Origin of the sequence: Herbaspirillum sp. 1130 (assembly GCF_017833835.1) — a bacterium.
Lineage (GTDB): Bacteria > Pseudomonadota > Gammaproteobacteria > Burkholderiales > Burkholderiaceae_D > Herbaspirillum > Herbaspirillum huttiense.
Genome location: NZ_JAFICQ010000006.1, coordinates 225,575 through 243,911, shown reverse-complemented (window position 1 = coordinate 243,911; position 18,337 = coordinate 225,575). Strand labels below are relative to the sequence as shown.

Sequence of the window (18,337 nt, the reverse complement as noted above, 5' to 3'; positions counted from 1 at the left end):
CTCCACACCAAAGCGCTCACATCATGCAACGACTCTGGCACATCCTCAGCGACACGCGCGTCCTCATCCTCCTCGGCTTCGCCGCCCTGGCGGCCTTCCTCTTCATCGGTGCCGACCAGCTCGAAGTGGCCCTGATCTGGGCGGCAGCCCTGCTCGGCCTGCTGTTGCTGGTCTGGCTGGGTTTCTGGCTCTACAAGCGCTGGAAAGTCCGGCGCGCCGCCGGCAAGCTGGAAAACGTGCTGGAACAGCAAGCCTCGCAAGCCGCCCCCGCCAGCAGCGACGGTGCGCGGCGTGACGACGTGAATGCACTGCGCCAGCGCATGCTGGACGCGATCAACACCATCAAGACGTCCAAGCTGGGACAGAAATCCGGTGCGGCCGCACTGTATGAATTGCCCTGGTACATGGTCATCGGCAACCCGGCGGCCGGCAAGAGTACCGCCATCGCCAACTCCGGCCTGCAGTTCCCCTTTGCGGACAAGGGCGGCAAGATCGTCCATGGGGTGGGGGGTACACGCAATTGTGACTGGTTCTTCACCACCGACGGCATCCTGCTCGATACTGCCGGGCGATACTCGGTGTACGAAGAAGACCGAAATGAATGGTTCAGCTTCCTCGGCCTGCTCAAGCGCTATCGCAAGCAGGCACCGATCAACGGCATCATCATTGCGGTGAGCATCGCCGAGCTGACCGGCAACCGTCCGGAATTCGCCATCAACCTGGCCAAGAACCTGCGCCAGCGCGTGCAGGAGCTGACCGAGAAGCTGGAAGTGTTTGCGCCGGTCTATGTGGTCTTCACCAAGGCCGACCTGATCACCGGCTTCAATGAATTCTTCCTCGACACCGAACGCGGCGAACGCGATCGCGTCTGGGGCGCGACGCTCGCCTATGACCGCAAGCGCAGCGGACAGGAGGTCAGCAGCTTCTTTGACGAGCGCTTCGACGAGCTCTACGCCGGCCTCAAGGAAATGAGCCTGGCCAACATGTCCGTCAAGCGCGGCGAAAACCTGGCACCGGGCGTACTGACCTTCCCGCTGGAGTTCTCGTCCATCAAGGGTGTGCTGCGTTCCTTCGTGACCACGCTGTTCGAGGAGAATCCCTTCCAGTTCAAGCCGGTCTTCCGTGGCTTCTACTTCACCAGCGCGCTGCAGGAAGGCGCGACCGTCAGCGCCTCTTCGCAACGCATCGCCGATCGCTTCGGCCTGACCCTCGAACACAAGCCGCAGCGCGAGATCTTCTCCCAGCACGGTTTCTTCCTGCACAACCTGTTCAAGCAGGTGATCTTCGCGGACAAGCAGCTGGTGGCGCAGTACACCAGCCGCAACAAGATCCGCATGCGCTACATCACCTTCTTCGCGGCGGTGACCGTATTGGGGGCATTGCTGGGTGGCTGGAGCTGGTCCTACATGGGCAATCGCCAGCTGGTGGCCAATGTGCAGGCCGACATGGACAAGGCCGTCAAGCTGCAGGAAAAGCGCCTGGACCTGCAATCGCGCTTCGAAGCGCTGGAGATCCTGCAGGATCGCATCGAGCAGCTGGATCGCTATCGTTCCAGCCGCCCGATCTCGGTGGGCCTGGGGCTATACCAGGGCGATCTGCTGGAGCGCAAGCTGCGTGAGGAATACTTTGCCGGCATCAAGGAAATCATGTTGAAGCCGGTGTCCTCCAACATCGAAACCTACCTGATGGAAGTCAACGCCAATTCCGGCAAGCTGGAACCGATGGCCAAGCCGCCACAAGCCGGAGGCGTGACGACGGTGGCCGACAATGCGGCCCAGGCGGCCAACGCCCTGCGCACCTACAAGGACAGCTCGGCCACCAGTGTGGAAGATGCCTACAACGCGCTCAAGACCTACCTGATGCTGTCTGACAAGTCGCGTGCCGAATCCAGCCATCTGAGCGACCAGATCACCCGCTTCTGGCGCGGCTGGCTGGAGACCAACCGCGGCACCATGCCGCGCGAGCAGATGATCCGCAGCGCCGAACGCCTGATCAGCTTCTCGCTGGAGCAGATCAATGATCCGTCCTGGCCGACCGTGGAAAGCAAGCTGACCCTGGTCGACCAGACCCGAGAGAACCTGCGCCGCGTGGTGCGTGGCATGCCGGCGCGTGAACGCGTGTATGCCGATGTGAAGGCACGCGCAGCCACCCGCTTCGCTTCCATGACCGTGGCCCGCATCGTCGGCGACAAGGACAAGGAACTGGTCATGGGCAGCTACGCCATCCCCGGCACCTTCACCCGCGATGCATGGGAAAAGTTCGTGCAGGATGCCTTCAAGGAAGCGGCCAACAAGGAACTGCAGAGCGCCGACTGGGTGCTCAAAACCTCCACCAAGGATGACCTGACGCTGGAAGGCAGTCCCGAGCAGATCCAGAAGGCGCTGGTGTCGCAGTACAAGACCGAATATGCACGCGAGTGGCAGAAATTCCTGCAGGGCGTGAGCATCGTCGAACTGCGCAACCTGGACGACGCCACCAATGCCATGAACCGTCTGGGCGACCCGCTGACCTCGCCGCTCAACAAGGTGATCAACACCGTCTACGACGAAACCTCGTGGGATAACCCGTCCCTGGTCGATGCCGGTCTGGCCAACGCCAGCAAGGGCTTCATGGGCTGGTTCAAGGAAACCATCCTGCGCCGCTCGCCGGCCCCGGTACCGACCCAGCTCAATACCGACGGCAGCACCGCCATCCCGATGGGACCGGTAGGGCGCGAATTCGCCGGCGTGGCACGCCTGGTGGTGAGCAAGGACAAGGGCAATTCGCTCATGCGCGGCTACATGGAGAATCTCTCCAAGCTGCGTACCCGCCTGAACACCATCAAGAACCAGGGCGACACCGGCCCCGGTGCCAAGCAGCTGATGCAGCAGACGCTGGAGGGCAACGGCTCGGAACTGTCGGATTCGCTCAAGTTCGTCGATGAAGAAATGCTGCCCGGCCTGAACGACCAGCAGAAGACCACGCTGCGCCCGTTGCTGGTCCGTCCGCTGGTGCAGGGCTTCAATGCGCTGGTGCGTCCGACCGAAGGCGAAGTCAACAAGATCTGGCGTGCTCAGGTGTATGAACCGTTCCAGAACAACCTGGCCGCCAAGTATCCGTTCTCGCCCAATTCCAAGATCGAAGCCAACAGCGGCGAAATCGGAACGGTGTTTGGCGAGAACGGTGCGATCTCCAAGTTCGTGACCACGGCCATGGGTCCGCTGGTGGTGCGCCGGGGCGACACGCTGTCGCCGCGCAAGTGGGCCGACATGGGCATCACCCTGTCGCCGGCCATCACCACCAGCTTCGCCGACTGGATCAGCGCCCCGGGCGGTGCTGGTGCGGGTGGCGGTGCTGCAGAAGCGCAGACGGTGTTCCAGATCCAGCCCCAGCCGGCACCGGGCGCGCTGGAATACACCATCGAGATCGATGGCCAGCAACTGCGCTACCGCAACACCCAGGCGCAGTGGACCAACTTCGTGTGGCCCAATCCGCAAGGCGCTCCGGGTGCCAAGGTGACGGCCGTGACCTATGACGGCCGCACCGTGGAAGTGGCCAACCAGCCCGGACGCTTCGGCCTGGAACGCCTGATCAACACGGCCCAGCGCAAGCGCAAGGACAACGGTGCCTTCGAGCTGTCGTGGACCAATGACGGTGTAACGGTGGTGGTGAACCTCAAGATCATCAGCAGCGCCGAAGTCTCCGGCAACAGCAACGGTGCCGCCCGCGGCACGGCCGCTCTGCGTGGCCTGAAACTGCCGGAAACCATCGCTGGCGGCGCACCGGAAGCGCCGACGCCTGCCCCGGCGCAGGTCCCGACGCCAGCGCCGGCCACTGCGCCCGCTGGCGCTCCGGCAGCGCAAGTGCAATCGCAAACTCAATCCATGACTACAGGGGCTAAGCAATGAGTGCAACCGGCACCCCCATCAAGATCGGCTACTTCGGCAAGATTCCGGCGCGCGGGGATTTCATCAAGGCCACTGACAACGCCGCCCTGATCACGCTGCTGGACAACTGGCTGGCGCAGACCATGGAGCTGCTGTCGCGCGATGCGCGCTGGAAGATCATCTACGACGGCGTCAAGCCCCTGCACTTCGTGGTCATGGGACCGCGCAGCCGGCGTGCCGTGGCGGGCCACCTGCGTGCCAGCGGCGACCAGTCGCAGCGCCGCTTCCCGTTCATTTCGATGAGCGCCTTCGATATCGAGGATCCGGTCGCTTTCGTCAGCAACAGTCCTCTGATCCTCTCGCGTCTCTGGTCGCGGCTGGAATCGCTCACGCAAAGCGTACTGACGGCACCCGATCCGGCCCAGCCGCTGCAAACCCTGGCGTCGACCACGCTGGAACTGGACATCAACAGCGCCGGCTACACAGCGGCCTTTGCCGACTTCCTGGATCTGCAGACCACGGGCTCGCTGCAACAGATGCTGGCCGAGGCCGGCTTCACCGGCAATCTGCGCCAGTTGTTGCTGGCGCTGGGGCTGCTGCTGCAGCCGGTCATGGCCAGCACCTCCAGCCGCCTGGACAAGAACCTGATCCTGCCGCTGCCGCGCGACCCGATGTATCGCAGCCTGGTGGCCAGTTTCTGGATGCACCTGATCACGCCCTTCCTCACCCGGGCCGATTTCGAGCTGGCGCTGTTCCTGACGCGGCTGGATGACCAGCCGGCCATGTTCCTCGGCTTCTCGGGCGCTTCGCCGCGCACCTTGCATTCGGTGATGGACATCCAGGCCGGTGCCGAGCACAACATCCCCTTCGACGATGCCGACTGGGTGGAAGAACATGTGGGCAGCGACTACGGCATCCAGAAGCTGTCCAGCTACCTGGCCCATCCCGACCTCTCGCTGACCTCGGCCCTGGCCTCATTCCGCGAAGCTTTCATCGGAGCCTGAATCTTGAAGACGAACATTCTTTCCCAAACCCGCCGGCTGGCATTGTTGAGCGCGGCCTGGCTCGCCTGCTCAGTCGTTCATGCACAGAACGTTGCGCCGCCGGTCGCCACGCCCGCACCGGGCCAGGTACTGGTGACCGGCACCGTCCCCGATGAAGCCAGCAAGGCTGCCGCGCTGGCGCGACTACGCGAAGTCTATGGCGCCGACCGCGTGGTCGACCAGATTGCGGTCGGCCAGGTGGTGCTGCCGGCCAACTGGAACAATCACGTGCAGAAGCTGATTTCGCCCAACCTCAAGGCCGTCAGCCGTGGCCAGCTGAAGATCGATGGCACCAGCGTCAGCATTTCGGGCGAAGTGTCCAATGAGGCGCAGCGTCAGCAGATCGCCAGCGACATGGCCAGCAGCCTCAATTCTTCCTATACCGTGAACAATGGCTTGCGGGTGTCCACTTCGGAACAGGGTCTGCTGGACAACGCCTTGGCCAACCGGGTGGTGGCCTTCGAAAGCGGACAGGCCACCCTGACGCCCGAAGGCAAACGCATCCTCGATGAGATCGCTGCGACCATGCTCAAGCTCAAGGGCCGGCACGTGGAAATCATCGGCAACACCGACAATGAAGGCCTGCGCGCCAGCAACATCTCGCTGTCGCTGGCACGGGCTGATGCGGTCAAGGCCTACCTGAGTGCCAAGGGGGTCGATGAAAGTCTGCTGACGACCTCGGGCCAGGGTCCGGATCGTCCGGTCGCTTCCAACAATACGGCTGAAGGGCGTGCCAAGAATCGACGGATCGAATTCCGTATTGCCAAGTAAGACAAGACGCGGGCGAATCTCGCCCGGCATGAAAAAAAGGAACCGCTTGTTTTGCGGTTCCTTTTTTCTTTGGGCGCGTCGCCAGGCGATGTTCAGTCCTGTGGCGGCGGTTGCAATCCCAGCAGTTCTTCGACGTGGGACAGTGCGGCGTTGTCCTTGATGACGGTTTTGAGCCAAGCGTGCAAGGGCATCTCACCCCATTGTGCGGCCTTGTCGGCCAGGTGCGCGACCGGGCTGTGGGGCTCGGTGCGGCGGAAGAACTCTGCCACGGCGCGCAGTTGGGCAATGGCTTCGGCACGCGTGCGGATCGGTCCCTGATGCTGGACCGGCGCTGCAACAGGGCTGCCCTGCTCACTCAATTGCGCGGCCACGGCCGCCGTATTTTCATCGGCCACGGCGATCTCTGCAGGAGCTACCGAACGCAGGCCGGTATCTGCTGCGAAGCGGGCGATGGTGTCGTGAACCAGGGTGATCGCCTCGCGGGCGGATGAGAAGCCGGGACCATCGACACCGAGGCGCTGATCCACGGATTTTTCCAGTTGTTCCAGGCATTGCAGGCAGTACTGGGTATCGGCCAGCATGGCTTCATAGAAGGCATGTGAGCTGCGCTTGCGGGCCGATTCCATGACGGCCAGCTTGATGCCCTCTTCCGGCTGGCCGCCTTCGTTGGCGATCCGTTCAGCATTGGCCGCGCGGGTGCGGGCGGCGTCGAAGTCGAGCAGCGAGAAGGCGCTGCCGCGGCCTTCAGTCAGGGGGATTTCGCGCGACATCTGCACCGAGCGCGACAGCAGCCAGGTCAGGTTACCGACACGGCGGTCGTGGTCGCCGTCTTCCGACAGCGGATAGAGATGATCCCAGAACTGGTCGAACAGCCCGGCCACCAGCAGGAACCCATCCCCCAGACCACGCAGGCCGCGCGTCTTGCAGGCGGCTTCGCTGTACCAGACGGCCAGGCGCAGGTCCTTGCTGCGGGTTTCGATGAGCTGGGCGCAGCGCTGCTCGACGAAGATCCAGTCGGCTTCCTTGATGTCGGTGACCCATTCGCCCTGGTCCAGGGTCGGATCATCAAAGCGGCGCGCCTCGGCAATGGCGTCCAGGTCGGCGGTGAAGGAGAGGTCTTCGCCGCCGGGATGGTTGTCATTGATGGGCTTGAGCAGCGGGTCGACGGCAGAGGTGGGTGGCTTGACGCCGAGCAAGGATTTCAGGGTGGGCAGTTTCATGGTCGATACGATCCCGATCAGTTATTTTCTTGTCATGATGATCCCCGTTGTTTCAGCATGCGCGTGCTGGAAGTGACGGGCCTTGGAGGGGGTTGGACAAGGGTTGGGGGCGGGTGTTCGCGACTGCAGAAGAATAAGGGTGAATAAATGCAGTTCAACTTCTTGCGACCATTACTGGCTGGATTCACTGGAAAGGATTTTCCGGGAATCTTGGATAGTCACTGCTGCGTAACGCAGCGGAAAGTGGCACCGAACCGAATTGGCTTGAATCCCTGCTCCTGGAATAACTTGTCAACTTTCTCATCGACGCCATCGGGACGTCTCCCCTTGCGCGCCATCGTCATTGCTGGCACTGAGCTGCTGGCTTGAGCGCCACGCACGACTTTGAGATCACCAGCAGCGGGTCCTGCAGGGTCGACCTTTGAGGAGTGTGCATAGTAATTATCGTCATACCAATCTCGTACCCACTCCAATCCACTCTTGGCGAAATCACCCAGCCCCGACGAATTCGCGGGTGCGCTTCCTACGGGCACAGGGAAAAATGGATCCTGACTGATCGCCTCTGCCTGTTCATGAGAAATTACATTCACCCCGTTTCGGAAGCTGCCATCATTTGTGGCGAAGATATAGAACTTGCCACCATCCCGAGCGGCATATTCCCACTGAGCTTCGGTCGGCAAGTTCATCTTTTGTCCCAGTTTCTCTCCCAGCCACGCGCAGTAATCTTGCGCTTCCTTCCAGAGGACCATGGCCGGAAAGCGTCCGCTATCCGGAAGACGAGCGATTCTCTCCGAAGTGGCATCGCCCTCGCGGTCATTTACCTTGTGCCGGTTGTTCTGGCTTGCAAACACGTTGTACTCATCATTGCTGACCTTCCATTTGAGTATGGAGAAATCTGAGAGCCGTACCTCATGCAAGGGCTGCGCATTGGGTTCTCCTGTGTATGGGAGCCTCTCGGATGAGTGCCGCTCACCGAAATCCCCCATCAGGAAATCGCCGCCTTTCACTGGCAGCAGATTGTTGCGTGTAGCTTCGACGAGCCGCGCCACGGCGTCATCCTTTGCAGTGGCGTCATCGCCGTGGCAGCCTGCGATACCCAGTGAGCTGATGCAAGTCAGCATCAATATGCGCATAGAAATCATCACCACACGACCTTCTGTCTTTCCTTCATACATTTCATTAACCATCTTGTTGGAGACTACTGGGAGAGCTCTATAGGGAGCGGCTTTCGGCATCGATGTCCGGAGGCCACTTGGGTAACGGAGCGAATCGCATGGCAACGTAGTGAGACAGGCCCAACGGGAGCCAGATCCAGAAAAACCAGATCGTCAGGAAAATGATCGGGTAGTCCAGCCACCGCATCTTGCTGCGGAAGCGCCGGCCCTCCTCGGTTGGGGAAAGGTAAGGCATGAAATGAAACAGGCTCTTGACGAAGCCGACACTCTGCTCACGTGTCATCAGCGCTGGAATACGGGACGGGCCGCAGGCCATGAACTGGCGGACATAGGACCACAATTGATACAGGGTCTCGACCCCGACGTCATTACCCTTGAGTGAAATACGGTCAATGACCTCGTTGGTTGCTGGCTTACAGATCACCAGCACCAACTCATGCCGAACGGAGTAAGTCTTCCCGGTAAATACTGAAGACTTGGCAATCTCCGCCTCAATCTGGTCCCAGTCATAGATCTTGATTTCCGTTCGCCAGCGCTTAAGACGTTGCAATGACGCCGTATATTCGTAGACGTATATTTTTCTGGTGTTTCGATTGAAACGTACCGGCGTATCTCTCGGAAGAAGACAATCATAAAGAGCGAACAATCCCACTGCTACGATTCCGCCCGCCAGCATTACGCAATAAAAGAGTCCAAGCAAAGGCGCGAGACTGAAAAAGTCGCCCCACCGATGGATCAAGAAAGGAATAAAGAATCCGAAGGAAATTAAAAAAAATGACATACCGATCAGGAGGCCAAGCCCCCTGATGACAGATGATGTGCGTGAAATCTCCAGGTAATTTTCATCGACGTGATTCAGATCCTCATCAAGGAGCGGACTATCCAAGCGTACATCAAGATCTATTCCCGACTCGCGCGCAGCGAGGTCCTCGTACCAAAGTGGATTTTTCGGAGTAAATCGGCTTGTATTACTTATAGTCACATTTCCTCCGCTCAAATCTGCGAGCAAATCAACATCGATGATTTCGCTACCTGTATGGTGCTGGCAAACAAGCATTGCTATTTTTCGCAACGATCCGCAGGCGCGCTGTGTCATTGGAGATATCTCGATGTTTTTTAGCCGGTGAAAAGGCCCGCAGGAATCAGTTCACGAGAAATGCATTCCCAATTCACGTTGCGGCCCTGACTGGAGGGCATCAGCTCGCCTTGTTTGGCCTCTATCCGATAATCCACGGAATCGGCTACCAACCAAAAACCATCCAGGGGACAGCGCTCTCCAGTTCTAGCCCGTATCCTGGATGCAAGCGGACTTTCGTTCTGCTCGCTTGAGCATCTCTCACTTATTTTCTCGACAGCATCTTTGAGCGCAACAAAGAAATCCCATGTTCCAAGATCTCTATCGGTAAAGGGTGTGATATCCATCATGTAGAGCTGAAGATACCGTTGCGAAAAATAAGAAACTTCGTGCAATAACGCGCCAGTTTTATCGTGCATCCGCACTGTTGAATATCCGGGAATGGCACTGCCGTCCCTTCTCTCTGCCGGGACAATCTCGAATTTCAGCCCATCGCGCAGATCTTCAAAACGTGCAGCTGAAAGGTGGCGGAACAACGTGTATTCGGTGCCGTCCGGAAGTCTGAAGAGCAAGATCCGGTCCGCTGTCCAATAAAGGTAATAACGCTTGCCATCGACTTCAGTAAAGCTTCCTCGAACCGGAAGGGTGAACCTTGCCATGATCTCAAGCTCAGGCGTCACTCTCGGCTTTTCTGGATAACGCCAGAGCCCGGTTGCTGGGTCGAAATCGATAATGTCATCCCCGGTCACATGATCAAAGATCAGCATCTTCATTTCCTTCATCTGCTCATCCGGGTTTGCGGCGACCTTCGCGGTTTTTGAGAGCGCGTACCTCGTTGAGGAAAGCGGTCATTCCATTGACTCTTGATCTTCCGGGAATAGCTCATGTGGAATGATGTCTTCAGATAACCACTCCCAAGTCACCTCCCTATCGAATGAGCGTGGCATGGGAGACCCTGCTTCAACATATTCTTTATCGTCGACCAAATCCGCGACTAACCAATAACCAGTTTGCAGACACGCCACTCCTGACTTGATGCGAATCCGACTGGTATCAACATCAGCTATTTTTTCTGCGGATATACACATTCCAGATATCTTTTCAATTCCGTTCTTCAGGCTGACAAAAAAATCCCACGAGGCTAGATTTCTATCGGTGAACGGAGTGACGTCGGCGAGATAGAGTTGCAGATAATAATTTGAATTGTAGGTAATCGTATGAAGCAAGCCTCCATCCTCGTCTCGCAAAAACATGGTTGAGTATCCGGGCACAAGACTGCCGTCATTCTTTTGCGCCGGGACCAGATCCAATTGCAGGCCGTCTCGCAAATCCTCAAACAGGGCTCCAGCCAGATGGCGGAAAAGTGCAAATTGCTTGTTGTCCGGCGTGACAAACATCAATACACGATCTGCTGTCCAATAGGCGTAGAAGCGCTCGCCTTCTACTACAATGTACGAACCCCTTATGGGTAGAGCGAAGTGAGCAATGAGATCTATGTCACTGCCTCTCCAAGGAGTATCAACGTACCGCCACAGTCCGGTAGTCGGTTCAAAATCAATGACGTCTCTGCTGGTGTGGTGCTGGCAAATCAGCATAAGCATGATCTTGGGTCACTACACAGGCACCTGTGAAATGCTTATCCTCATATAAGGAGGAGCGTAATACAAGGTCCTCGTACCAATTTGGGTTCTGGGGATGAAAACGGCTTTCTTTGCTTGCACTCATACTTTCTCCGTGACCAGCATATTGATGATTCTCTGCTGCCCCTGGTCTGATTTCTTATTCGTATCTTTGAGCAGCATCACGTCAGCTGATCAGAGAGAGCGGCTTTCTGCATCGATATCGGCCGGCCACTTTGGATCTGGCGCACATTGGCTTGCGACATAATGGCAAAATCCCAGGGGAAGCCAAATCCAGAAGAGCCACACCATCATAATCGCCAGCAAGTAGTCAACCCATTGCATCTTTTGACGGAAGCGACGGCCTGTCTCCGTAGGGGAGAGATAGGGCATGTAGTTGAACAAGCTGTACGCGAAGCCCTGCTCCTGGGGTCTTGCTTCCAGCTTAGGTAGATTGCCGGTCCCGTCTTTCATGAAAAGACGAATGTAGGCCCACAACTGGTAAAGCGTCGCAACCGTAGGATCCAGTCCCTTCAAGAGCAGTCGATCAATCACTTCATTGGTGCCCGGCTTGCAGACGACCAAGATAAGCTGGTGTCTGACCACATAGGCCTTTCCCGTGTAACCGGCTATCCTGGCTATTTCCGCCTCTATACAGTTCCAGTCGTAAACCTTCACCACCTTATGCCAGGCTGTTATTCGTCGCTTGTACGTCTGACATTCGTAGAAATAGACTTTCTGGGTACGACGATTGAAGCGGACCGGCATATCCCTTGGAAGCAGAAAGTCGTAGAGCATTAACACCAGCGCACCGACCAAGCAGGCAAAAATGATGACGCAGGTCAGCGCGCCGAGGACGGGATTTCTTGTAAAGAACCCCGAGCCACTTTCGATCAAAGCAGGAATTAGTAAAAACCCAAGGATGGAAAGAACAATTGTCCCAACTAACATGCCTCCGCCACGCATAAAAGAGGAGGCTCGTGAAAACTCCAAATAGCGTTCATCCACATGATTCAAGTCTTCATCGAGAAGAACGCTATTCAATTCAACTACCCCGCCCGATGGCGACTCCCTAGGCACAAGATCCTCATACCAACGCGAGTTTTGCGGTATAAACCGGCTACCTCTCTGCACGCTCACAACTCCTCCGTAAACAGTGAATGCGCTCCAAAAGTCCCTAACAGTACCGGCCAAGTCTTCTCGTTTTCAGTGGCAATACCAGCGCTTTTTGCATACGTCTCCAAGAGCCTTTATTGTCTTGTGGATGTTCGCGCGGCCGGAGCAATAAGCGAAAAATCGTGCGGGGAGACGCGCAGACTATCTATTTTAATTGCCCCTTACACTCAAAGCTGATCATCGTGGGTGGAGCCGCGTGACATCCAAATGGATAATCACCGAACATTTTCCAATTCCGCCACTACGCGAGGTAAGCTTCATATGATTGCATTACCAATTTCAGGGACGACCACCCAATCATCGTATAAGAGATCAGCGTAGATTGAAACGCGACTTCCTGATGAAAGAATTTTCTATTCTCTCAGACGACTCTCTTCACCCACTTCCGCAGGCCAGCGCGGCTCTGGAGCACACTTCATTGCGACGTAGTGGCAAAGCCCAAGAGGCAGCCAGATCCAGAAGAACCACATCATGACCAGCGCCAGCAGCCAGTCGACTGCCCCATGCGGTTGCGAAATTGGGAGCCTTCCGTCGACGGGTCGAAATAGGGCATATAGGAAAACAGGCTGCGACGCAGAGTTATCCCTTGGTGCCGCGGCTGCACTTTCGGTAAATTGACGGTCCCCTCGGCCATATAGCGTCGGATGTAACTCCAAAGCGCCTCCAAGCCGCGTACGGTCATGTCGTTTCCCTTTAGCGTAATGCGATCAACCACTTGATCGGAGCCGGGGAGACAGATCACAAGAACCAGCGCATAGCGGACGACATAGGCTTTTCCGTTGTAACCGGACTGCTTGGTCATCTCAGCGTGGACGTCTTGCCAGGAAAATGTCTTCAGTTTCGGCCGACGGACTGGAAACGGCATCAGACGAATTGGATAATCATAGGCATAGACCTTGCATTTATCGCGGTCGAAACGTACCGGCATATCACGTGGAATGCTGCAGTCCAGAATCATACTGAAAATGGCGCATGTCATTCCCAAAGCAAGAAAACTCCAACTAATGATGGGAAAAATCAGCGCATCATCTGGCCCGATGCTCGCCGCTATCAGGTGCATCACTACCCAAGAGAAGAACACAAGCATCACGGTGCCCACCATCAGCAAACCGCCCCGGATCACATTGCCCGCGCGCGACACTTCCAGATAGCTTTCGCTGATTGCATTGATGTCGTCTGCGAGCGTAGGGGACTCTAGATTTCGACCGAAGTCTGCCTGATGGTTGGGTAAATCCTCGTACCAATGTTGATTGATCGGATTAAAACGGGACCGGGTGCTGCTCATCTACAAATCCTCATTCACAACTGTTCCTCTCTGGCTGGACATTTCTTCGCCGTCTAGCCGGTCAATCAGGACTCAGCAGATTCCGAAACAGGTATCTACTGAACCTCAGTTGTCCAAAGAACGATGGCTCAATTTTTTCCAACGGCCCCATCAATCCAAGCGTTCCGGCCAACTTGGCTCTGGAGCACACCTCATTGCAACGTAGTAGCACAGCCCTAACGGCAGCCAAATCCAGAAGAACCAGATCATCAGAAACGCAAGAATCAACTCTACCGCGCCCATACGACTACGATAGAACCGCCCTTCTTCTCCCGGAGCGAGATAGGGCATGTAGAAGAACAGGCTATTCAACAAGGAAATCCGCCGCTCACGCACATGTAGCGTCGGCAGATTGGATTGGCCTTGCTCCATGTACCTTCGCACATAGGACCAGATAGACTCCAAGCCTTGGGTTGCAATGTCGTTGCCTCTGAGGGTGATCCGCTCAAGCACCTCCGTGGTTCCTGGTCGGCAAACTACCAATACCAAGGCGTATCTCACAATATAGACCTTGCCGTTGAACCCGGCCTGTTTGGTCAACTCGGCCTCGATGTCCGTCCAGTCGAAAGTCTTCAGCAGAAGTTTTCGGTGTGCGAAAGGATTGAGACTGAGGCTGAAATCCTGTACGTGAATCTTTCCAGAACGACGGTCAAAACGTACAGGAAGATCACGTGGATTCGGCAGTCCAGCCAGATCAGGAAAAGGCTGTAGCCGGCCAGTGCGAGGTTCTGAATCGTCAAGATCGTTATCACCAATACAGATCTCGGGGGTGTAAAGATAGACGTGAAGACATGTGGCGCGAACCAGCACAGTATCAGCAAGACCGCCATTCCGGTAAAAATGAAACCGCCTCGCAGAATGGAGGATGCGCGAGAAATATCCAGTTTATCTTGATCGACACCGATCACATCCTCTTGCAAAGCCATGACAGAAACTTCTTCCTCCGCCATCGCCGCTCGGGCCGGGAGGTCCTCATACCAGAGGGAATTCGGTGGATTAAACCGCGATGTACTCATGAAAGAATTTTCTGTTTCCCACGCCGACTCTCTTCATCTACTTCTGCAGGCCAACACGGCTCTGGAGCACACTTCATTGCAACGTAATGGCAAAGCCCAAGAGGCAGCCAGATCCAGAAAAACCAGATCGTCAGAAAAATGATCGGATAGTCCAGCCACCGCATCTTGCTGCGGAAGCGCCGGCCCTCCTCGGTTGGGGAAAGGTAGGGCATGAAATGAAACAGGCTCTTGACGAAGCCGACACTCTGCTCACGTGTCATCAGCGCTGGAATACGGGACGGGCCGTAGGCCATGAACTGGCGGACATAGGACCACAATTGATACAGGGTCTCGACACCAACGTCATTACCCTTGAGTGAAATACGGTCAATGACCTCGTTGGTTGCTGGTTTACAGATCACCAGCACCAACTCATGCCGAACGGAGTAAGTCTTCCCGGTAAATACTGAAGACTTGGCAATCTCCGCCTCGATCTGATCCCAGTCATAGATCTTGATTTCCGTTCACCAGCGCTTCAGGCGTTGCAATGAGACCGTATATTCGTAGACGTATATTTTTCTGGTGTTTCGATTGAAACGTACCGGCGTATCTCTCGGAAGGAGACAGTCGTGCAGAGCGAATACGCTCGCTGCCACGATCCCGCCAACCAGCATGACGCAAAAAATAAGTCCAAGCACTGGAATGAGGTTGAAATAAACATCCCTCAACTTAATAAGAAGAGGGATAAATACGCCAATAACACTCAGAAGAAACAATCCTCCTACTAAGATACCTAGTCCCCTGATAACAGACGATGTACGTGAAATCTCCAGGTAATTTTCATCTACGTGATTCAGATCCTCATCAAGGAGCGGACTATCCAAGCGCTCATTAAATTCAATTCCTGAATCGCGCTTAGGGAGGTCCTCATACCAAAGAGGATTTTTCGGATTAAATCGGCTTGTATTACTTGTTGTCACACTTCCTCCGCTACCAACGTACTAGCCAGGCAATCCTCACTATTGGTGGCATCAGGAAAGAAATTGAATGTGATCACGGCACTTTTCAGTCGTCATTTTTTAATCTGTTTAAGGTGACTTGCCAACGTGGTATCTGGGTGACATGCCCCAGAAGATACGAAGTATCGAATTCGCACAACGATCTCATGCAGATGGCGAAGACTCTCAGTCAATATCGAAAATAGAAGGTTCCATACTCCCCGGGATCACCGTCTTTTCTCTTTTCTTTTGATGACTTCTTTAAGTCAATTCGTGATGGATTTCCCCAGCCCAACGCTGCAAAAACACGTTCTGCGACGCGCGCAAATGGTAATAATTTACATCCCATGTTGATAGTGAATGCTGAGAAGAAAATGATCAAAAAGGCCAATATGTAGTAATTAGTCATATCCAGAAATATTTCTGCAGTAAACCCCAGGACGAATCCCAGACAAGTAAAAACAACTATAGAAATCAGGAAAACAACCCATATCAGCCATGCATTCAACACTGATCTCCAGTGCGCCAAAACACCACGACTACAATGCGGATAAAGAGCAATCATCCTGTCGGAAGGCCGTGCTATCGCGACCAACTCTTTGCCATTAATTGTTCGGCGATAAATGACATCAGCCATATCCCCTTCTGCAAAGGGGCTTCTCCACACCCACCCTTTGTACTTTTCTCCATCAATGTCAAATGAAAGATAATCTGCCACCTCTTCAATATTAGAGGCATTCGCCATCTGGGATGTCGCTACGCCACCCATGCCAGCAAAGGCGTTTGCTACGGCAGACATCTCCATTACACGTTGATCGTTTCTTGTAAGTACGAAGCTAGCCTCAGCTCGGGTACATTCGTAATTTTTAATGACACCGCTTACCATAAGCAGGTCTTCATCAGTTTTCATTCTTAAAAAAGAAGTCATTAAAGTACCCCAATCTCAATAAGCGATTTTTCAAGCTCTTTTCGCTGTACAGATATTTCACCGTATGCAGAATTTGCCGTTCTTTTTATGCCGAATACGGAAAGTGAGCACCACGTCTCGAGCGCGTCATCAGTAATTACCCAGATAATTATTTGTACACCAAAAGATAATACGGATATCCACGCTCCTACGGACATGAACAGGATTCGTTGGCCGATCAGCGCTGCGGCTCTGGTGCCAACTTGGCCTGCAGCATTGGCAATCGCAGCAGAACCCGTCACGCGACCTATCATTGGAGCGCTATAGGTGAGCGCTGCAAGCATGGTCATGGCGACATTGGCTAGGCCCAACACCCCTTTAATGAAATACGCAGAGAATAGATAGGACTGCTCCTTATCGCTAGATTTCTTCGCGTCGATAAAATCAAATACCATCCCGACGATCCCGGCTCCAGCACTTAACACCGCGCCACCAAACTTAAATTTCTGATACGGGATACTCTCCGCACCAGGCGACTCCTTCAATTGAGTCGCAACGATGTCTGCAATCGCTGCTCCGATCGACATGAAGGACGCTGCCAGTAAAGCAAAACTCTTCCCGTCTTTTTTTTTATTGCAGTCGTACATGGAGGAACAATATCAACCGATAGCCATTCCCAGACCACATCCCGCCCGAGCGAGGTCGGCATGGGCTTTCCTTCTTCAATTCTTTTCTTATCGTCGAATAAGTCCGTGACAAGCCAAAATCCTGTTCTGGGGCAGGTTGCTCCTGTGGGTACACAGATTTGATCCAGATCCGGACCGATCAGCTCAGGATTTTCTACGCACTTGCTGGCAATTTCTTCTACGCCACGCATCAATCCCACGAAGAAGTCCCATGTTCCGAGATCGCGATCAACTGATGCAGTGAAATCTCCGAGATAGAGATCGACGAAGAACTGAGCGTGATAGGAGACCTCATGCAGTATCTCGTCACGGCTGTTGAGCAGGCGAAAGGTCGAATAGCCTGGAACTGCAGACCCATCCTTCTTTTCGGTGGTCACCAACTCCATATGCAGTCCATCCCTTAGATCTTCAAAAGAGCCTTTTTCAAGTAACGAAAGAGCTTATATTCCTTATTCTCGGATGTGACAAATTTCAAAATTCGATCTGCTGTCCAATAAAGGTAATAGCGTTTTCCATCCACCTCGGTGTAGCTACCACGGATTGGCTCGACCACGAATCCCATAATCGACGTATCTGTACCGCCTCGAGATGTCTCTGCGTAATGCCATAGGTAGGTGCGGGGAGACAGCTCAATCACATCGCCAGCGGTATGGTGGAGGTACAGCAGCATGATTCAGTTCTCTTTGCCTTCCGGACGCGTTTGACCATGAAATAGGATCTCACGATCCGATGGATGCTTGCGGCTACCCTTCATTTTCATCCAGGAAAAGTTCTCGAGGAACGATATCCAAAGATATCCATTCCCATGCCACATCACGTCCCAACGATAGAGGCATGATGTCTCCTTGCTTGCATTCGATTTTGTCATCGACAAGATCTGCGACAAGCCAGAATCCACTTTTCGGGCAGGTTTGGCCAGACTTTGACCTGATGCGTACGACATCCGCTATTGTCCCTGGCCACGGTACGCACTTCTTCCTGATTTTTTCCACGCCGTCCTTGAGCGCCACAAAAAAATCCCAAGTCGATAGAGTCCGGTCGGTGAATGGGGTCAGGTCGCTCATGTATAGCTCCAGATAGTATCGTGAGTTGTACGATACTTCATGGAGGATACGACCATCCTTGTCTGATAGACGAACCGTAGAGTACCCTTGCTTCTCGCTCCCATCATTGTTCTGCGTAGGTGCGATAACTATCTGCAAGCCATTGCTCAAATCTTCGAAGAGCGCTTCCTTGAGATGTCGAAACAATGGATATGTCTTGTTGTCCGGCGTTATCAAATTCAATATGCGATCTGCCGTCCAATAGAGGTAGTAGCGTTTTTCATTTACCTCTGTGTAGCTTCCTCGAACGGGCAGCGAAAATCGGGCCAGAATTTCCAGATCGGAGGTTCGTTGCTCTTCTTCCGGGTATCGCCAGAGTCCATTTTCTGGCTCAAAATCGATGATTTCGCTACCTGTATGGTGCTGGTAAACAAGCATT

The 18,337-nt window shown here is 54.9% G+C and carries 17 protein-coding genes and 1 pseudogene; 3 read left to right on the top strand and 15 right to left on the bottom strand.

Annotation, left to right across the window (positions count from 1 at the left end):
• Nucleotides 1–23 precede the first annotated feature (23 nt).
• Genes tssM through JOD78_RS25335 form a run of 3 tightly spaced genes read left to right on the top strand, consistent with a single transcriptional unit; the run spans nucleotide 24 to nucleotide 5,680 of the window.
• A complete protein-coding gene (gene tssM / locus JOD78_RS25345; RefSeq protein ID WP_121045736.1) occupies nucleotides 24–3,887 on the top strand; it encodes a type VI secretion system membrane subunit TssM in 3,864 nt (1,287 codons plus the stop codon).
• Nucleotides 3,884–4,870 (top strand): type VI secretion system-associated protein TagF, encoded by a 987-nt coding sequence (tagF, locus tag JOD78_RS25340; protein ID WP_121045735.1) that lies wholly within the window; start codon nucleotides 3,884–3,886, stop codon nucleotides 4,868–4,870. The genes tssM and tagF overlap by 4 nt, the downstream gene beginning before the upstream one ends.
• A gap of 3 nt (nucleotides 4,871–4,873) precedes the next feature.
• On the top strand, nucleotides 4,874–5,680 hold the full coding sequence (locus JOD78_RS25335; RefSeq protein ID WP_121045734.1) for an OmpA family protein: 807 nt from the start codon (nucleotides 4,874–4,876) through the stop codon (nucleotides 5,678–5,680).
• 92 nt (nucleotides 5,681–5,772) lie between these two features.
• Here the strand turns inward: JOD78_RS25335 and tssA are convergent, their stop codons facing one another.
• From tssA to JOD78_RS25265, 15 genes and pseudogenes are all read right to left on the bottom strand, one after another.
• Nucleotides 5,773–6,900, bottom strand: coding sequence for a type VI secretion system protein TssA (gene tssA / locus JOD78_RS25330; RefSeq protein ID WP_121045733.1), 1,128 nt, complete (start codon nucleotides 6,898–6,900; stop codon nucleotides 5,773–5,775).
• A 218-nt stretch (nucleotides 6,901–7,118) separates the two neighbouring features.
• Nucleotides 7,119–8,135 carry an SUMF1/EgtB/PvdO family nonheme iron enzyme gene (locus tag JOD78_RS25325; protein ID WP_121045732.1) on the bottom strand — a complete coding sequence of 339 codons (1,017 nt, stop codon included), beginning with the start codon at nucleotides 8,133–8,135 and terminating at the stop codon, nucleotides 7,119–7,121.
• Complete coding sequence (locus JOD78_RS25320) at nucleotides 8,113–9,171, bottom strand: DUF6708 domain-containing protein (protein WP_227022567.1); 1,059 nt, start codon at nucleotides 9,169–9,171, stop codon at nucleotides 8,113–8,115. The genes JOD78_RS25325 and JOD78_RS25320 overlap by 23 nt, the downstream gene beginning before the upstream one ends.
• A 20-nt stretch (nucleotides 9,172–9,191) precedes the next feature.
• A complete protein-coding gene (locus JOD78_RS25315) occupies nucleotides 9,192–9,917 on the bottom strand; it encodes a hypothetical protein (RefSeq protein ID WP_245202292.1) in 726 nt (241 codons plus the stop codon).
• Nucleotides 9,918–9,998: 81 nt separating this feature from the next.
• The gene (locus JOD78_RS25310; RefSeq protein ID WP_227022565.1) at nucleotides 9,999–10,751 is read right to left on the bottom strand and encodes a hypothetical protein; all 753 of its coding nucleotides are present in this window, start codon (nucleotides 10,749–10,751) and stop codon (nucleotides 9,999–10,001) included.
• 213 nt (nucleotides 10,752–10,964) lie between these two features.
• A complete protein-coding gene (locus tag JOD78_RS25305; RefSeq protein ID WP_245202291.1) occupies nucleotides 10,965–11,909 on the bottom strand; it encodes a DUF6708 domain-containing protein in 945 nt (314 codons plus the stop codon).
• A gap of 505 nt (nucleotides 11,910–12,414) precedes the next feature.
• Nucleotides 12,415–13,230 (bottom strand): DUF6708 domain-containing protein, encoded by an 816-nt coding sequence (locus JOD78_RS25300; protein WP_245202290.1) that lies wholly within the window; start codon nucleotides 13,228–13,230, stop codon nucleotides 12,415–12,417.
• Nucleotides 13,231–13,380: 150 nt separating this feature from the next.
• Nucleotides 13,381–13,902, bottom strand: a complete 522-nt coding sequence (locus JOD78_RS25295; RefSeq protein WP_348534285.1) for a DUF6708 domain-containing protein — start codon at nucleotides 13,900–13,902, stop codon at nucleotides 13,381–13,383.
• Nucleotides 13,842–14,285, bottom strand: coding sequence for a hypothetical protein (locus tag JOD78_RS25290; RefSeq protein ID WP_134040417.1), 444 nt, complete (start codon nucleotides 14,283–14,285; stop codon nucleotides 13,842–13,844). Before JOD78_RS25290 ends, JOD78_RS25295 begins: the two co-directional genes overlap by 61 nt.
• Nucleotides 14,282–14,962: pseudogene (locus JOD78_RS28320) on the bottom strand (DUF6708 domain-containing protein). The gene JOD78_RS25290 and the pseudogene JOD78_RS28320 overlap by 4 nt, the downstream one beginning before the upstream one ends.
• A 490-nt stretch (nucleotides 14,963–15,452) precedes the next feature.
• Entirely contained in the window at nucleotides 15,453–16,172 is a 720-nt protein-coding gene (locus JOD78_RS25280; protein WP_209569280.1) for a putative type VI secretion system effector, read from the bottom strand.
• A 17-nt stretch (nucleotides 16,173–16,189) separates the two neighbouring features.
• Nucleotides 16,190–16,756, bottom strand: coding sequence for a hypothetical protein (locus tag JOD78_RS25275; protein ID WP_134040413.1), 567 nt, complete (start codon nucleotides 16,754–16,756; stop codon nucleotides 16,190–16,192).
• Nucleotides 16,711–17,241 carry a hypothetical protein gene (locus JOD78_RS25270; protein WP_227022561.1) on the bottom strand — a complete coding sequence of 177 codons (531 nt, stop codon included), beginning with the start codon at nucleotides 17,239–17,241 and terminating at the stop codon, nucleotides 16,711–16,713. The genes JOD78_RS25275 and JOD78_RS25270 overlap by 46 nt, the downstream gene beginning before the upstream one ends.
• A gap of 14 nt (nucleotides 17,242–17,255) precedes the next feature.
• Complete coding sequence (locus JOD78_RS28130; RefSeq protein WP_227022560.1) at nucleotides 17,256–17,525, bottom strand: hypothetical protein; 270 nt, start codon at nucleotides 17,523–17,525, stop codon at nucleotides 17,256–17,258.
• Between the two features lie 73 nt (nucleotides 17,526–17,598).
• A complete protein-coding gene (locus JOD78_RS25265; RefSeq protein ID WP_121045726.1) occupies nucleotides 17,599–18,336 on the bottom strand; it encodes a hypothetical protein in 738 nt (245 codons plus the stop codon).
• Nucleotide 18,337 lies beyond the last annotated feature (1 nt).

Excerpts from the sequence above, each read along its gene's own strand:
- tssM (WP_121045736.1), top strand. The coding sequence starts at position 24 with ATGCAACGACTCTGGCACATCCTCAGCGACACGCGCGTCCTCATCCTC.
- tagF (WP_121045735.1), top strand. The coding sequence starts at position 3,884 with ATGAGTGCAACCGGCACCCCCATCAAGATCGGCTACTTCGGCAAGATT.
- tssA (WP_121045733.1), bottom strand. The coding sequence starts at position 6,900 with ATGAAACTGCCCACCCTGAAATCCTTGCTCGGCGTCAAGCCACCCACC.
- JOD78_RS25325 (WP_121045732.1), bottom strand. The coding sequence starts at position 8,135 with ATGCCGAAAGCCGCTCCCTATAGAGCTCTCCCAGTAGTCTCCAACAAG.
- JOD78_RS25320 (WP_227022567.1), bottom strand. The coding sequence starts at position 9,171 with ATGACACAGCGCGCCTGCGGATCGTTGCGAAAAATAGCAATGCTTGTT.
- JOD78_RS25315 (WP_245202292.1), bottom strand. The coding sequence starts at position 9,917 with ATGCTGATCTTTGATCATGTGACCGGGGATGACATTATCGATTTCGAC.
- JOD78_RS25310 (WP_227022565.1), bottom strand. The coding sequence starts at position 10,751 with ATGCTTATGCTGATTTGCCAGCACCACACCAGCAGAGACGTCATTGAT.
- JOD78_RS25300 (WP_245202290.1), bottom strand. The coding sequence starts at position 13,230 with ATGAGCAGCACCCGGTCCCGTTTTAATCCGATCAATCAACATTGGTAC.
- JOD78_RS25290 (WP_134040417.1), bottom strand. The coding sequence starts at position 14,285 with ATGAGTACATCGCGGTTTAATCCACCGAATTCCCTCTGGTATGAGGAC.
- JOD78_RS25280 (WP_209569280.1), bottom strand. The coding sequence starts at position 16,172 with ATGAAAACTGATGAAGACCTGCTTATGGTAAGCGGTGTCATTAAAAAT.
- JOD78_RS25275 (WP_134040413.1), bottom strand. The coding sequence starts at position 16,756 with ATGTCGATCGGAGCAGCGATTGCAGACATCGTTGCGACTCAATTGAAG.
- JOD78_RS25270 (WP_227022561.1), bottom strand. The coding sequence starts at position 17,241 with ATGGAGTTGGTGACCACCGAAAAGAAGGATGGGTCTGCAGTTCCAGGC.
- JOD78_RS28130 (WP_227022560.1), bottom strand. The coding sequence starts at position 17,525 with ATGCTGCTGTACCTCCACCATACCGCTGGCGATGTGATTGAGCTGTCT.
- JOD78_RS25265 (WP_121045726.1), bottom strand. The coding sequence starts at position 18,336 with ATGCTTGTTTACCAGCACCATACAGGTAGCGAAATCATCGATTTTGAG.